Source organism: Bacillus sp. J33, from assembly GCF_000518885.1.
GTDB lineage: Bacteria > Bacillota > Bacilli > Bacillales > Cytobacillaceae > Cytobacillus.
The window spans coordinates 1-14,807 of the sequence record NZ_JAEL01000122.1 but is presented as its reverse complement, the minus strand read 5'-3'; the positions used below and the strand labels follow the sequence as shown (position 1 = coordinate 14,807).

At 43.5% G+C, this 14,807-nt stretch carries 12 protein-coding genes and 1 pseudogene; 3 read left to right on the top strand and 10 right to left on the bottom strand.

All coding sequences use genetic code 11. The features are described 5' to 3' along the window. The 8 genes from L634_RS0125400 to L634_RS0125360 all read right to left on the bottom strand — a co-directional run. A partial coding sequence (locus L634_RS0125400) for an aldehyde dehydrogenase family protein (RefSeq protein ID WP_026584851.1) occupies nt 1-525 on the bottom strand: 525 nt, incomplete at its 3' end. Between the two features lie 417 nt (nt 526-942). Next, on the bottom strand, nt 943-2,112 hold the full coding sequence (locus tag L634_RS0125395; RefSeq protein WP_026584850.1) for a CamS family sex pheromone protein: 1,170 nt from the start codon (nt 2,110-2,112) through the stop codon (nt 943-945). Between the two features lie 15 nt (nt 2,113-2,127). Then, nucleotides 2,128-4,134 carry an NAD-dependent DNA ligase LigA gene (gene ligA / locus L634_RS0125390; protein ID WP_026584849.1) on the bottom strand — a complete coding sequence of 669 codons (2,007 nt, stop codon included), beginning with the start codon at nt 4,132-4,134 and terminating at the stop codon, nt 2,128-2,130. An 86-nt stretch (nt 4,135-4,220) separates the two neighbouring features. Next, nucleotides 4,221-6,458 (bottom strand): DNA helicase PcrA, encoded by a 2,238-nt coding sequence (pcrA, locus tag L634_RS0125385; RefSeq protein WP_026584848.1) that lies wholly within the window; start codon nt 6,456-6,458, stop codon nt 4,221-4,223. A gap of 154 nt (nt 6,459-6,612) precedes the next feature. After that, nucleotides 6,613-7,299 carry a heptaprenylglyceryl phosphate synthase gene (locus tag L634_RS0125380; protein ID WP_026584847.1) on the bottom strand — a complete coding sequence of 229 codons (687 nt, stop codon included), beginning with the start codon at nt 7,297-7,299 and terminating at the stop codon, nt 6,613-6,615. 325 nt (nt 7,300-7,624) lie between these two features. Beyond that, complete coding sequence (locus L634_RS0125370) at nt 7,625-7,933, bottom strand: YerC/YecD family TrpR-related protein (protein ID WP_026584845.1); 309 nt, start codon at nt 7,931-7,933, stop codon at nt 7,625-7,627. Nucleotides 7,934-7,970: 37 nt separating this feature from the next. Then, on the bottom strand, nt 7,971-9,023 hold the full coding sequence (locus tag L634_RS0125365) for a DUF3048 domain-containing protein (RefSeq protein ID WP_026584844.1): 1,053 nt from the start codon (nt 9,021-9,023) through the stop codon (nt 7,971-7,973). Between the two features lie 101 nt (nt 9,024-9,124). Further along, nucleotides 9,125-10,867 carry an adenine deaminase C-terminal domain-containing protein gene (locus L634_RS0125360; protein ID WP_026584843.1) on the bottom strand — a complete coding sequence of 581 codons (1,743 nt, stop codon included), beginning with the start codon at nt 10,865-10,867 and terminating at the stop codon, nt 9,125-9,127. Nucleotides 10,868-11,064: 197 nt separating this feature from the next. Between L634_RS0125360 and L634_RS0125355 the strand changes: the two genes are divergently transcribed. Both L634_RS0125355 and L634_RS34815 read left to right on the top strand, forming a co-directional pair. Further along, the gene (locus L634_RS0125355) at nt 11,065-11,355 is read left to right on the top strand and encodes a YgaP family membrane protein (protein WP_026584842.1); all 291 of its coding nucleotides are present in this window, start codon (nt 11,065-11,067) and stop codon (nt 11,353-11,355) included. Nucleotides 11,356-11,431: 76 nt separating this feature from the next. Next, nucleotides 11,432-11,545, top strand: a complete 114-nt coding sequence (locus L634_RS34815; protein WP_332249066.1) for an EYxxD motif small membrane protein — start codon at nt 11,432-11,434, stop codon at nt 11,543-11,545. Here L634_RS34815 and purD read toward each other — a convergent pair. Both purD and purH read right to left on the bottom strand, forming a co-directional pair. Next, on the bottom strand, nt 11,523-12,794 hold the full coding sequence (purD, locus tag L634_RS0125350; protein ID WP_026584841.1) for a phosphoribosylamine--glycine ligase: 1,272 nt from the start codon (nt 12,792-12,794) through the stop codon (nt 11,523-11,525). The genes L634_RS34815 and purD overlap by 23 nt on opposite strands. 114 nt (nt 12,795-12,908) lie before the next feature. Further along, nucleotides 12,909-14,444, bottom strand: a complete 1,536-nt coding sequence (gene purH, locus L634_RS0125345) for a bifunctional phosphoribosylaminoimidazolecarboxamide formyltransferase/IMP cyclohydrolase (protein WP_026584840.1) — start codon at nt 14,442-14,444, stop codon at nt 12,909-12,911. Nucleotides 14,445-14,609: 165 nt separating this feature from the next. Between purH and L634_RS0125335 the strand changes: the two are divergent. Next, a pseudogene (locus L634_RS0125335) lies at nt 14,610-14,807 on the top strand (DDE-type integrase/transposase/recombinase); the annotation flags it as partial.

The window sequence follows — 14,807 nt, the reverse complement described above, 5'->3', positions numbered from 1 at the left end:
GCCTACTCCCAGTGGAATGTAGTCATAACGGTTATATTCATTCGGACGGCTGTTCACTGGAACACCGTCTTTGATTCTTAGTATTTGGCGTGCATAGTACTCAAGGAAGTCAATGGCTTCCGCAGTATCAGCATCTGCCTCATTCCAAGGCTTTCCTGCTTCCTTTGTTAAAAGGGCAGAAAACTCATGCTTGCGGCGGCGGATAATCGCAGCAGCTTTGAACAGNACATCTGCGCGTGTTTCCGGCTTTACTTTTCTCCACGTTTTGAATGCTTCCACAGCAGCCTGCATCGCTTTCTCGGCAAGCTCGCGGTTCGCCTTCGAAACACGGCCAACCACTTCTTCTTTATTAGAAGGATTGATTGATACGATTTTATCTTCAGTAGAAATGCGCTCTCCGCCAATTAATAGATCATAATCCTGGCCCAAATAGCTTTCTACTGTCTGTAAACCCTTTAAATACGCTTCACGATTTTCTTCTATTTTAAAATTCGTGAATGGTTCATGCTTATAAGGTTGTACCATTTTTACCGCCTCCTATGTACAAATATACAAACGCCAGATCCTAACAGCGCTGTCCCTATAGCCTGGCACAGTTACTGCTATTCTCTTAAAACGTTTACATCCATCACTTATATTAACATGAAATTATCATTATCTTCAAACTTTCTCCGCTTATGTTATATATTAACACCCAACTAGACGATTAAATGGTTTTCTTAAGGAGGATAAGGGTTTCTGATCGTTTTGACGAGAGCCTTGTTAAGGCTGTTACATATTGTTTGCAGACCCTGTTTTGGTATTTCTTTTTAAGTTTTTCTTCCCTAAGATCCTATATGGTAATCATGCCGGCTGCACAATTCCAACTTTATCTTCTCCGTGAATTTCCCATAAAAATTGCACCTAAAAAACCCAGAGAGCTCTCCCTGGGTTTTTTAAGTGCTATTGATAAATATGGACAAATGGTTCGCTTTGGTCTGCTTTGCGGACGACAAGCGCTTCTGGGCCGTTTACCGACGAAATGTTTACCTGAACAGAAATATATTCTGGGAAGTGTTTGACGACCAGGCCTGTTACATATTGCGTAAAGCCTATTCCTTCTGCTTTTCCATAGAATTGGATTGGAATATCAATATTTACTTCCTGCAATTGATCATGGGCATAAAAAGCTTTTCCGATAACGCCATTGAAATTCGGAAAGTATTTTTCTACATCCTGTTTAAAATTAAGAAATGCAGTCAAATCATCACGGTGATTTTTCTCAGCTTCATTGGATGGAAAGAGGACATACTTTTCATTGATCTCTTCCCAGCCGCCAAGCTCGCTGCTTCCTTTTGACGCATTGGCATATGCAAAAAAACTGCCTGGCACAACAGAAGTGCGTGATTCCTGTTTAAACAATGCAATCGTAATAGGAACATCTTTTAACCCCTTGATTTGCCGGACCCTCCGCAGAACCTCGTCTGCCATCTTTTTGCCCTCTCTTTCAAGGACATCATGGTCAATCTTGGTCTCATAAGTGGCACCATAAGCCTCTTTCTGATAATAATGGACAGAATTCATCGCAAGGCCGATCACAACCCCACCAAGCACTGCTTTATCTTCATTATTTTTTACAAGATAGTTATGCTCAAGGATATGTGCAAGATATATGGGGCTTTTTTCATTATTTTTATCAATATTCCCGCCATCCGCAATGATAGGATTCAAGCCAATATTGTCCTCGGCCTTTAATTTTTGCTCCTTCAGCTGCTCTTCAGTGAATTTACGGTTCAGCCATGAGCGGATTGTATCTTTTTTTAGATACTGCCCTTCCTGGAATAAATACTTATCCGGATCAAATGCATTTTGGGCGACCCGCATGAGACCCGTTTCAAATTCATTAATATCATATTTGGTGCTAATATTATTGACTACAAGCCCTCTTGATTCACTTGGTTTAAAAGGCAATAGTGTACGATAATATTTATCTGAAATTTTATAGTTCGGAATGATCGCCTTATCTGTTTCGTTCATATCTTCCTGAACGACTTCCTCCTGCTTGTTAAAGTTAGGCGCACAGCCTGCAAGCAGAAGTGAAAAAGATAAAGCAAGCATCATGAGTTTTTTCACGGCGCTTCCACCCTCTTACTTATTTAATTCTTCAGCCAGTTTCTCCTCGTTCCAAACTTCTATCCCCAGCTCCTGGGCCTTGGCCAGCTTGGAACCTGCATCTTCCCCTGCGATTACAACATCTGTTTTCTTGCTCACACTTCCGGAAACCTTTCCGCCCAGCGCTTCAATTTTTTCTTTGGCTTCATTTCGGCTCATGATTTCGAGCTTTCCAGTCAGGACAACTGTTTTGCCGGCAAAAAAGCTATCTGAGCTTTCTATTGATACAGGCTTCGGCCCTTTATATTCCATGTTGACTCCAGCCGTCTTCAGCTCTTTCAGCAGCTCATGGGCTTCTTCCTGCTCAAAGAAGGTAACGACAGAGTCTGCCATTTTTTCGCCAATTTCATTAATTGCGGTTAAATCTTCACGAGTCGCCTTTTCAAGCATCTCCATATTGCCAAACTCCTGGGCAAGTGTCTTCGCTGCTTTTGCCCCTACATGGCGGATGCCCAGGCCAAACAATAATTTTTCCAAAGAGTTCTGTTTGGAGTTTTCGATTGCCTGGAGAAGATTATTAACCGACTTTTCTCCCATTCGTTCCAGTTGAATAAGCTGTCCATAAGTTAATTTATAAATGTCTGCCACATCTTTAATCAAATTTTCTGCAAAAAGCTGACTAATTACCTTCTCACCGAGTCCGTCAATATTCATCGCATTGCGGGAAACAAAGTGGATAAGGCCTTCACGAATCTGAGCAGGGCATTTTGGATTGATGCAGCGTAAAGCCACTTCACCATCAAGGCGGACAAGCTCGCTCTCACACTCAGGGCAATGTGTCGGCATACTGAAGTCCTGTTCCTCGCCCGTTCTTTTGTCAGCGAGTACATTAACAACCTCAGGAATAATATCTCCTGCCTTCTTGACAACCACTTTGTCGCCAATTTTAATATCCTTTTCGCGAATTAAATCTTCGTTGTGCAGCGACGCCCTCTGAACGGTAGTTCCAGCTACACGAACTGGATCAAGGATTGCTGTTGGCGTAACCACTCCAGTTCGGCCGACACTCAATTCAATATCCCTCAAGGTTGTCACAACCTCTTCTGCAGGGAATTTATAGGCAATCGCCCAGCGCGGGCTTTTCGCAGTGGTGCCAAGCTGCTCCTGCTGCTCCAGCGAATCCACCTTTATGACAATGCCATCAATATCATAGGACAGGTTTGGGCGTTTGTCTGTCCAGCTTTCAACATATTCGATGACTTCTTCAATATTTGCACATTTTTTCCGTTCTTTATTGGTCTTAAAGCCAAGGCTATCCAGGTAGTCAAGGCCCTCGCTATGGGATACAACACCGGTATCGCCAGTATCTGCAATTCCATACACGAAGATATCCAGATTTCGTTTTGCAGCGAGACGCGGATCAAGCTGCCTTAAAGAACCTGCTGCAGCGTTTCTTGGATTGGCAAACGGTTCTTCTCCATTCTCTTCCTTCGCTTTATTTAATGCTTCAAAGGAACGCCTTGGCATGAAAGCTTCACCGCGGACTTCCATGCTAACTTCTTCTTTAAGGCGCAGAGGAATAGAACGAATGGTCTTCAAATTGGCGGTAATATTTTCGCCAATTGTACCGTCTCCCCTTGTTGCTCCCAGTACAAAAAGCCCGTCCTCATAGCGAAGGGAAACAGCAAGTCCATCAATTTTTAATTCGCATACATACGTGACATCTTCTCCGGCTCCCTGGCGTACGCGGCGGTCAAAGTCTCTTAAATCCTGTTCATTGAATGCATTTCCCAGGCTCAGCATTTGGGATTGATGCTCCACTTTTTCAAACATATCAAGGATTTCTCCCCCTACCCTTTGAGTAGGAGAATCCCCTGTTTTCAGCTCAGGAAATTGATCTTCTAATTCTATAAGTTCTCTCATAAGCCTGTCATACTCTGCATCAGGAACAGATGGCTGGTCAAGAACGTGATACTCATAATTATATTGGTTCAGCAGGTTATGCAGATCTTTCACCTTTTTTTCTGCTGTTTGAAGGTCCATACATCCAACCCTTTCCAAAAAGATTAGACCTGGCAGACACAGCCACCCGGTCTGGATCTGTTAGTTATTAGAATAAAACAGCTTGTTTACGCCTTTGTAATCGGCGCAAATTTGGCCAGCAGGCGTTTAATGCCTACAGGTTTCGGGAACGCAATATCAAGCTCTGTGCCTTCTCCGGAGCCCTTCACACTGACAACTGTCCCGGTGCCCCATTTGCCGTGCTGAGCTTTATCGCCCACTTTCCAGTCAATCTCATCTCCCCCTGTGTTCGATGCAGACGGACGGACCACCGCTTTTCTTTGCGGCTGGGCCTGTCTGGACACTCCCGGGGATCCGAATGGCGATGAACCGAATGGTGAAGATTTCTTTGCCGGCTCCGGCTCAAGGCCATCAAGCAATTCAGCCGGAATTTCTTTGATAAAACGGGAAGGAGGATTCATATTCGTACGTCCAAAAAGGGTACGCATTTGGGCATTCGTAATGAAAAGCTCTTCCTCTGCACGAGTGATTCCCACGTAAGCCAATCTGCGTTCTTCTTCCATTTCCGCTTCCTCCATCAGTGAGCGGCTATGCGGGAAGACCCCTTCTTCAAGGCCGATTAAGAAGACAACAGGAAATTCCAGCCCTTTCGCTGAGTGAAGCGTCATTAGGACGACAGATTCAGCCTTCTCGCCATCATCATCCAATTTATCAATATCAGCAACAAGAGCCAAGTCCGTTAAGAATGCGATTAACGATTTATCTTCACTTGCTTCTTCAAAGTTTTTCGTAACAGACAGGAATTCATCAATGTTTTCCAAACGGCTTTGTGCCTCGATGGATTTTTCGGCAATAAGCATATCGCGGTAGCCCGATTTTTCCAAGAGCTCTTCCACTAATTCTGTAACAGATAAGTATTCTTGCATTTGCGTATAATTTTTCACCAGATCCCTGAACTGTGCAGCCCCTTTTGTGATTTTCGGGCTTAATCCAATCAGCTCTATGGACTCAAGCGCTTCAAACATACTCATTTCATGGAGCTGTGCAAAGTTCGCGATTTTATCAACCGAGCCTGAGCCAATACCGCGCTTAGGCACATTAATTACACGCTGAAGGCTGATATCATCATCCGGATTAGCAATTAAGCGCAGATATGCCAGGATATCCTTAATTTCTTTACGGTCGTAGAACTTAATGCCTCCGACAATGGAGTATTCAATATTCGACTTAAGCAGCACTTCCTCCATTACACGGGACTGTGCATTGGTACGGTATAAAATCGCAATATCCGATAAGCTTCGCTTGCCGCTATTAATATATTCCTTAATTTTGCCTGCTACAAATTGCGCTTCTCCCTGCTCACTATCAGCACGATAGTAAAAGATCTTATTGCCTTCCGCATTTTCCGTCCAAAGGTTTTTCGGCTTTCTATTCATGTTCTTGCTGATCACTTCATTCGCAGCTAATAGAATTCTTTTCGTGGAACGGTAATTTTGCTCCAGCAGAATTGTTTGTGCATTCGGGTAATCTTTTTCAAATGATAAGATGTTGGCTATATCCGCACCGCGCCACTTATAAATAGACTGGTCGGAGTCACCTACAACACAAAGGTTTTTAAAGCGGCTTGCCAAAAGCTTTACAAGCATATATTGCGCTCTGTTTGTATCCTGGTACTCATCCACATGAATGTATTGGAATTTGCGCTGATAGTATTCAAGCACTTCGGGAACGCGCTGAAATAACTGGATCGTAATCATGATTAAATCATCAAAATCAAGTGCCTGGTTGCGGCGCAACCTCTTTTGGTATTCTGTATATACATCACTGGCAACCTGCTGAATATAATCCCCTGCCGTTTTCGCATACTCTTCAGGGGTGATCAATTCATTTTTCGCCGAGCTGATGGATCCCAGGATTGCACGCGGATCAAACTTCTTTGGATCCAGGTTTTTATCCTTAAGGATGGATTTAATGACCGATTGCTGGTCAGTAGAGTCCAAAATGGTAAAATTGCGGTTATATCCAATCCGATCAATATCTCTTCTTAAAATCCGCACGCACATGGAGTGGAATGTCGAAATCCAGATTTCATCTGCCGCTCCGCCCATCATGTTATGAATACGGTCACGCATTTCGCGTGCTGCCTTGTTTGTAAACGTAATAGCCAAAATGTTATAAGGGTTAACACCCTTTTCCACCATAAGATATGCAATCCTGTGCGTCAGTACTCTTGTCTTGCCGCTTCCCGCTCCTGCCATAATTAGCAGAGGTCCGTCCGTTGTTTTTACCGCACTCTGCTGCTGCGGATTTAATCCATTTAATAATTTATCGGTTAAAAATTGCATTCCTTTTCTTCACCACCATAGAAACATATGTTCTTATTCTTTATTCTATCCTGTTTAGGAAACTGCATCAACTTGAATTTTTTTATTTTCCTGGCGTGAGCCCATGCAGCTCAACGTCTTACACCGATTCCCAGGGGGGCTCAGCGCTTTTCTATTAAGCACGTGATGCTTCCACAGTTTTGAGAGCTGCCTGCAAATCTTTATAAATAATATTTCCGACCACAATGACATCTGCATGCTTAGCCATTTCCTTTGCCTGCTCTTCATTTTCAATGCCGCCTCCGTAAAATAAAACGGTTTTGTCAAGTGTTTCTTTTACTTCGGAAACAACAGCAGCATCACCGTACTTGCCGCTGTACTCCAAATAAAAGATTGGCAGGCGGAACATCTTCTCTGCCATCATTGCAAACGCCCTTACCTCATCCAAAGATAAATTCGTACGGGAATTGGTAACCTGAGCTGCTTTGCAGTCCTCATTCAATATACAATAACCCTGAACGAGAATTTCTTCCCAATTCATGATATCTCCGTATTCCTTAACGGCTTCATGGTGAAGTCCGGTAATCCACTTCACGTCCTGGCTGTTTAGGACCGTCGGGATAAAATAAAGATCAAAGCCAGGGGTAATGGAATCAATCGTTGAAACCTCCAAAACACAGGGGACAGTATACCTGCGGATCCGTGCCATTAAATCGAGCACCTTTTCAAGAGTCACCCCATCGGTTCCTCCCACAATAATCGCATCCGTCCCTGACTCACAAACCTTTTCCAGGTCTTCGTCTGATATATATTTATCCGGATCGAGCTTAAATATATGGCTCCATTCGCGAACATTGTACATGCAAAATTGCCTCCATTCTATCATTCCATTTCATCATTATATCACTTAGGAAAGAGAATAAAAAATAAAAGCGGAAGCGCCCCGCTGCGCCCCGGCAAGCACTGGCCGACTAGAGGCGCCATGTCTTCGGCAATGTCGGCACTGGTGCATCCTGTCCGCCGGAAGACCACTAAATGAAGCAGTTTTTTGGCTTCATCTGCTGGACCTAGAGGGGCTAGAAGCTGAAGCCGGATAAAAAGAAAAGCAGGATGTAATAGAACCCCCTTGTGAAGACAAAGAAAAAACCGCGGGAACATCCCCATCGGTTTAAGAGAAAAATGATTATTTACGCTTTTTCAGCTTCTTCTTCCTTAATTCGCTCCAATGCCATTTCATATGCATCGTTCCCATAGTTCAGGCAGCGTTTTACCCGAGAAATGGTTGCCGTGCTCGCACCCGTATCGGTTTCAATTTTATGATACGTTTTGCCTTCGCGAAGCATGCGGGCTACTTCAAGGCGCTGCGCCAATGATTGGATTTCGTTAACTGTGCATAAATCGTCAAAGAAACGGTAGCACTCTTCCAAATCCTTTAAAGATAGAATCGACTTAAATAACTGGTCCAGTTCTTTTCCTCTTAGCTTATCAATTTGCATATATTGCATACCCCTTTATCAGATAATAGTTTTCAGATTATTGCTTTGACTGTAACGAAACCGTTTGCTCAAGACCGGGGCTTGAGGGAACAATATTGATCCAAGTCTTACCCGGCACTAGGCCGGCTTGTTTGCCATCTAGGACAGGAAGAATTCTGCCGTCCTTATTTTCCCACTCAACTTCTGTCATTTTTCCTTTTTGAAGAAGGAAGCCTTTACCCCCAGAAGTTAAGTTAATATCACGGCGGCCTGCACTGTCAACTACTTTATGGGAAGCTTCTGCGATGAAAATATTATCCAGCAAAACAGGTTCACCAGAGTGGTAATCAGCTGTTAGTTCACCATTCGAATATCTTTTGTACTTTTTAAGATTCTCATCATATTCATAAATGACATTAAACAATTCATTGTTATAAGAAACCATCACTGACTTGGCCGTTGTACCCTCAATGGCTTTTGCCTCCTCTTTTGATAGAAAGGCAAGTGAAGGAGGCGATTCCTCCATCGAATAATGGTTCTGCTCCGCGCCCTTCAGTACATTGTCAAATGAAATATAAGAATTATGCGGAGCCTTTCTGAAGCTTGCCCTTTTAAATAAAGTGCCATCATACTCCATTCCGTTTAGGTTATCAATATACCCCTTGTCTAGCAGCTCTCTGGCTTCCGGGCTGTAGCCATGAGCAATGTAAAGGCTGTTATAGCCTTTCGCAAGCTCGATATAATAGTCCCTTGAACTTCTTACAGGCCCTATTTCTTCAGGCTGCTCGCTCTGGAAAATGGCAAGGAAACGGGTCACATCCCCTTCAGCCAGCAATTCATAGACGATATCAGCCTGATCAAGGCCTGATTGCGGGCGGGCATTGGGGTGATTGTTGATCATCACCGCTACAGCCCTTCCTTCCACTTCCGATTCCGATCCAGTTCCCGTAAGCGGATAATGGAATGGAATCTCATTTTCCTCATTTGTTCCTTTTGTTGCTTCTTCAGCTTTTTCCGTTTCCTGCTTTGCAGGCTTTTCTGTCTTTTCACTGCTGCATCCTGAAACTAAAAGCATTGCGGCTGCTGAAACAGCTATCCATCTTTTAAGCATTTTGCACCCCTGTATTCCCTTTTTTGCCTCGATGCAGTTTTTTCTATGTTAGCTCTTCAAAGTAGTTTCTTTTATCTCTAGTATGGCATCTCTTTTACATTTTAACGCATTATCGTTGGAAAGAGTACCGTTTTGTTCATGACGTCATACATTCCCTGCTGGGTAATCCTGATATACGGAAGATGTGTAGAGGAGAAAAAGAGCAATGTATACATCGGATCTTCATGCCTGTAGCCCTTATCCCGCAGATAATGAACGAGCTGTTTCTCTTCCTCCATTAATTCTTCAACCTTTTTATCTGACATAACCCCTTTTAGCCTTAGCACCATCTCCTGAACGATATTTCCTTCTTCAGAAATAACAATGCCTCCCCCTATTTCCTTAAGACGATTGAAAGCATTCAGCATTTCGCTCTTGCTTTTACCGATTAAAATAATATCGCCTGTATTGGAAAAGGAGCTGGCCATACCGCCAAGGCTCTTCGCGAATCCTTTCAATACTGTATTGATCCGCCAATTTCCTTCCCGGTCCACAAGCATAAAAAAGCACTCATCATGGTCCCTCTCCAGCTCTTCTGAGGATACATCAATCGCAATGGAATAAGGCTTCGTGATAACCGCATTCTCCATGTTTATCCCAAACGGCATGGAGAACTGCATATCATCTGAAGTTAGATCCCAATCGATTTTCATCGGTTCAAAGCCATATTCATCCCATGGAACCGATTCATACGCATTCAGGTTTACACCGTCCCTTTTTACCCATTCACCTTTTGCCAGGACGGAAACTGGGGTTGGATCCTCTTCACTTGAAAGGAAATTAATATTGGCAACTCTGCCCGTTGCGATATTCCCATGCAGATAATCAATTCCATAATGTTTTGCCACATTGATGGTGGCCATATTATAAGCATCAATAACCGGTACGCCCTTTTCAATCGCGATCCTGATCATATGGTCAATAATTCCTTGTTCATAAAAGGACGAGAAGGACCCATCTGTCGTAAAAATAATCCGATCGTACTGATTAATGCCCAGCTCATGCATTTCCTCCAATAAAACCGGAAGATCGGGCCGTATTGAAGAATATCTGAGAGAGACGGTATATCCCTGTAAAAGGCGATTATAAACATCCTTTCCTGTCATGGATTCATGATCGCAATCAGCACCGAGAAGCATAAGCTTGGCCAGCGTCTTTTCGGATGCACCCGGAAAGTGCCCTTCAATTTTCTTTCTCATCCGTTTTGTTTCCTGAATCCAGTGGAGCATCATATCATCGCCGTCCAAAAGCTTTGGCCACCCAGTCAGCTCTCCTCCCTGAAGTACAGCATCGTGCTCAAGCCACGACTTCACATTTCCATGTGAAAAAGTCGCTTCTTCATGCTGTATCTCTGTTTGAGCATCAAATCTGCACCACCAATACATGGTCGCAGGGATATTCCGCATCTCTTTTAAAAAAGAAAACGCTTTCTTTTTATCATGCTGTAAAGCCAAAACCATATTGTCATTAATTAATGTGGTTGTGCCGAACTGTGATGCATAGCTTGCAAAAGAATGGGGATTATATAATTGAAATGGGTGGGCATGCGGCTCAATATAGCCTGGAACCAGCGTCATCCCAGTACAATCAACGACTTCACATTGATCTATTTTCTCAGGCAGTTTTTCCCCCACATAGACAATGCGGTCGTCATAAATCCATATATTAGCCGTTATCCAATTACGAAATGCCTGATTAAGATAACGTGCGTTTTTTAGTAGTATCGTCGGTGACAGTTTTCCGTCAAGTACGGAAACATGTTCACGCAAGTGCTTGTTTTTCCAACGGTAACGCTGTTCCAGCACCTTACTCCCTCCCTTTTTATTATTTCTTTATATGAAAAAGAACATTTTATTTATCATTGAACTTACCTTGAAACGGCTTTAAAACAATAAAGAAAGCCCTTACATTCTCTTGTTTTTCTATAGTATCATATTTCACTGTTTAACGCATTAAAGAAACAGTAAAAGATTGTAAAAATTTTGTGAAAGAGGTGGCCGCAATGAATGTTAAACCAAACATCGGGATTTTAAATTCCCTAATTCGCATTACGATCGGCTTTACCGTTTTAGCCTGGAGCACATCCAAACTTGTCAAAAGGCCTTGGCGGGACTCCTATTTAATGATGGCCATGCTCGGCGGCATGAAAGTGGCAGAAGGAATCGTCCGCTTTTGTCCATTAACGGCTCTTTTTGAAAGGAGCCAGGTTATGGTGCAAGACATGAGGAATCAAGGCGGAAATAGCGAAACGATGGAAATGGCCGAAGAGGTTCTGCCGCAAAACCCTTCCTAAAAAACAAAAGCCCCCTTAATTGGGGGCTTAAAGACTCCAATGGCTATCATAAAAACTCTAAAAAGGAGCTGACATTATGTTTTGGGAATACGTGATGGATATGTCGTTTGTTTTAATAGCACTGATTGGAAGCATTGTGGCAATTCTTTATGTGTTTATCCGCAAAACTAAGAAAGGACGTGCGAGATAGCTTTGTTGGCAATATCTTTCCTGTAAAAGACACCTTCGCACTGAAGTTTTTCCAGTTCGCGATAAACTTTTTCCTGTGCATCCTTCAGGCTTGCCGCTTTAGCGCCTGCAAGAAGGACACGGCCGCCGTTTGTCACATACTCTCCTGAGCTATTTTTATCTGTACCAGCGTGGAATACTGCGACTTCCTTGCTTATTTCCTGAAGACCGTTAAGAACAGCGCCTTTTTCATATGATTCAGGATACCCTGCCGAAGCAGCAACAACTCCTACCATTGCTTGATCAACCCACTGGATTTCAGGCTTTTCCCCTTTAAGGACAGCAAGCATAACCTCTGCTAAATCAGATTTCATGCGCGGCAAAATAACCTGTGTCTCGGGATCCCCAAAACGGGCATTAAATTCAATAACTTTAGGGCCTGCTTCTGTTTTAATTAAACCGGCATAAAGAATTCCGCTAAAGCTGCGGCCTTCCTGTACCATCGCTTTTGCAGCTGGTTCCAATATCCTTTCAACAGCAGTTTCAACTGTCGCTTCTCCGATATGCGGCACAGGTGAATAGGCACCCATTCCGCCTGTATTCGGTCCCTTGTCACCGTCAAAAGCACGCTTATGGTCCTGGGCAATTTCAAGAGGCACAACATTTTCTCCGTTTACAAAGGCCATCAGGGAAAATTCTTCACCCTCCAGAAACTCTTCAATGACAACTGTTGCGGAGGCTTCACCGAATTTTTCATTTAAAAGCAGCTCTTCAATTCCCGCTAGTGCTTCATCCAGGGTCATCGCTACTATAACGCCTTTTCCGGCGGCAAGGCCATCCGCTTTCAGGACGATCGGAGCTCCCTTTTCTTCTATATAAGACTTTGCTGCTTCATATTCACTGAAAACAGCATACTCTGCAGTCGGGATATCATATTTTTGCATAAGTTCTTTCGCAAAGGATTTGCTGCCCTCAATTTCAGCAGCTGCCTTTTTTGGGCCAAACACTTTTAACCCAGCTTCCTCAAAACGGTCAGCCAGACCCTCTAACAGCGGTACTTCCGGGCCGATTACTGTTAAACCAATCTCATTTTCCAGGGCAAACTGAACTAGCTTTTCCTGATCGTTTTCCTGGATGTTCACCAGCTGAGCAGAATCTTCCATCCCAGGATTCCCCGGTGCCGCAAAGACCTTTTCTACAGAAGTGCTTTCATTCATCTTCCAGCAAATCGCGTGCTCGCGGCCGCCTCTTCCAACAACTAATACCTTCATAACGCCACCTCCGTTGAAATGTCAGCTATATTATCGAGGAGCCTGGTTAAGGACTCCCGGATGTTTGTAATTGTCTAGCTTTAGCGCTTATTCATGGCGCTTCCGCTTTTCGTATTAATGTTTAAAATGGCGCACGCCTGTAAATACCATTGCAATGCCGTACTCATCTGCTTTTTTGATTGAGTCTTCGTCGCGGATGGAGCCGCCCGGCTGAATGATCGCTGTGATGCCAGCCTTGGCTGCGACCTCGACTGTGTCATTCATTGGGAAGAATGCATCAGATGCCATTACGGCTCCGTTTGCTTTTTCCCCAGCCTGTTCAAGCGCAATTTTGGCAGAACCTACACGATTCATCTGACCAGCCCCGACTCCAAGCGTCATATTTGCATCATTGACGACAATTGCATTGGATTTCACATGCTTCACGACTTTCCAGCCGAGCTTGAGTGCTTTCCACTCTTCTTCAGTCGGCTCCCTTTTCGTAGCAACTGATACTTCCGCATTTTCTAGCGTGTATTGGTCATATTCCTGGGCAAGCAGGCCGCCTTCGATTGTGGATAGTCTCATCTCAGCTTTCTTTTTTCCTTCAAATGGAATGGTTAATAAGCGAAGATTCTTTTTACCCTTCAAAATCTCAAGCGCTTCGTCTGAGAAGGATGGTGCAATGATGATTTCAAGGAAGATTTCATATAACTTTTTGGCTGTCTCTGCATCCACTTCCCTGTTTAAGGCAACGATTCCGCCGAAGATAGAAACAGGATCAGCTGCAAAGGCCTTTGAAAATGCAGCGAATACATTTTCTCCAGTGCCCACTCCACAAGGGTTCATATGCTTAACAGCAACCGCTGCCGGCTCTTGGAACTCTTTTACAATTTGGAGAGCCGCATCGGCATCATTGATATTATTGTAGGATAACTCTTTTCCGTGAAGCTGCTCGGCATTGGCAATCGAAAATTCAGAGCCAAGCGGCTTGCGGTAAAAAGCAGCCTTTTGATGAGGGTTTTCTCCGTATCTTAACGTCTGCTTCAATTCATAGGTAACCGTTAGTTTTTCAGGTGTTTCTTCATTAGCCAAATCTGTCATATACTCCGCGATCATTGCATCATAAGCAGCAGTATGGCGGAATACTTTTGCAGCAAGCTTGCGGCGTGTTTCCTTTTGTACTTCCCCGCTTTCTTTTAGCTGAGAAAGGACTGTTTCATAATCCGCAGGATCAACTACAACTGTTACGTATTCATGATTCTTGGCTGATGCGCGAAGCATGGCCGGACCGCCGATATCGATATTCTCAATTGCATCCTCAACTGTCACATCCGGCTTTGCGATTGTTTGCTGGAAAGGATACAAATTCACGCATACAACCTGAATTGGCTGAATCCCATGCTCCTCCAGCTGCTGTTTATGTCCAGGTTCACCATGCTTAGCAAGCAATCCGCCATGGATCATAGGGTTTAATGTTTTTACACGGCCTTCCAAAATTTCCGGAAAACCTGTAACATCGCTAACGCCTACAACTGGAACGCCGCTTTCTTCCAATGCCTTTTTCGTTCCGCCTGTGGAAACGATTTCGAATCCAAGTTCACTCAATTGCTGAGCAAATTCCGTGACTCCATTTTTATCAGAAACACTAATCAGTGCCCGTTTTTTCATTTCCGCTCCTCCTGACTGACTACACGTATTGTCAAAACTTCTATAAGAAATAGGTTATAAAATATCTCCATAGAGGGCTTTATAGGCAAAAAAATTGCCACCCCCTAAATTCTTTGGATAATTGAGGTTACCACACACCCAACAACCAAGAATGGAAGTGACAATTTGTACCCTCAAATTATAACCTATTTATTAACTTTTATAAACTATCAAGAACAACTCATTCGAACATTGCTTACTTTATTGATTGGTAAAAGCATGTTCGTTAAACCTACTGAACAGCCCGTAAATAAACCTTATCGAAAACTTCAAGTGGATGACCTTCCGGTCATTGAAGTTCTAGAACAGCTTGATTATCGAGTT

Excerpts from the sequence above, each read along its gene's own strand:
- ligA (WP_026584849.1), bottom strand. The coding sequence starts at position 4,134 with ATGGACCTTCAAACAGCAGAAAAAAAGGTGAAAGATCTGCATAACCTG.
- pcrA (WP_026584848.1), bottom strand. The coding sequence starts at position 6,458 with ATGCAATTTTTAACCGATAAATTATTAAATGGATTAAATCCGCAGCAG.
- L634_RS0125380 (WP_026584847.1), bottom strand. The coding sequence starts at position 7,299 with ATGTACAATGTTCGCGAATGGAGCCATATATTTAAGCTCGATCCGGAT.
- L634_RS0125370 (WP_026584845.1), bottom strand. The coding sequence starts at position 7,933 with ATGCAAATTGATAAGCTAAGAGGAAAAGAACTGGACCAGTTATTTAAG.
- L634_RS0125365 (WP_026584844.1), bottom strand. The coding sequence starts at position 9,023 with ATGCTTAAAAGATGGATAGCTGTTTCAGCAGCCGCAATGCTTTTAGTT.
- L634_RS0125355 (WP_026584842.1), top strand. The coding sequence starts at position 11,065 with ATGAATGTTAAACCAAACATCGGGATTTTAAATTCCCTAATTCGCATT.
- L634_RS34815 (WP_332249066.1), top strand. The coding sequence starts at position 11,432 with ATGTTTTGGGAATACGTGATGGATATGTCGTTTGTTTTAATAGCACTG.
- purD (WP_026584841.1), bottom strand. The coding sequence starts at position 12,794 with ATGAAGGTATTAGTTGTTGGAAGAGGCGGCCGCGAGCACGCGATTTGC.
- purH (WP_026584840.1), bottom strand. The coding sequence starts at position 14,444 with ATGAAAAAACGGGCACTGATTAGTGTTTCTGATAAAAATGGAGTCACG.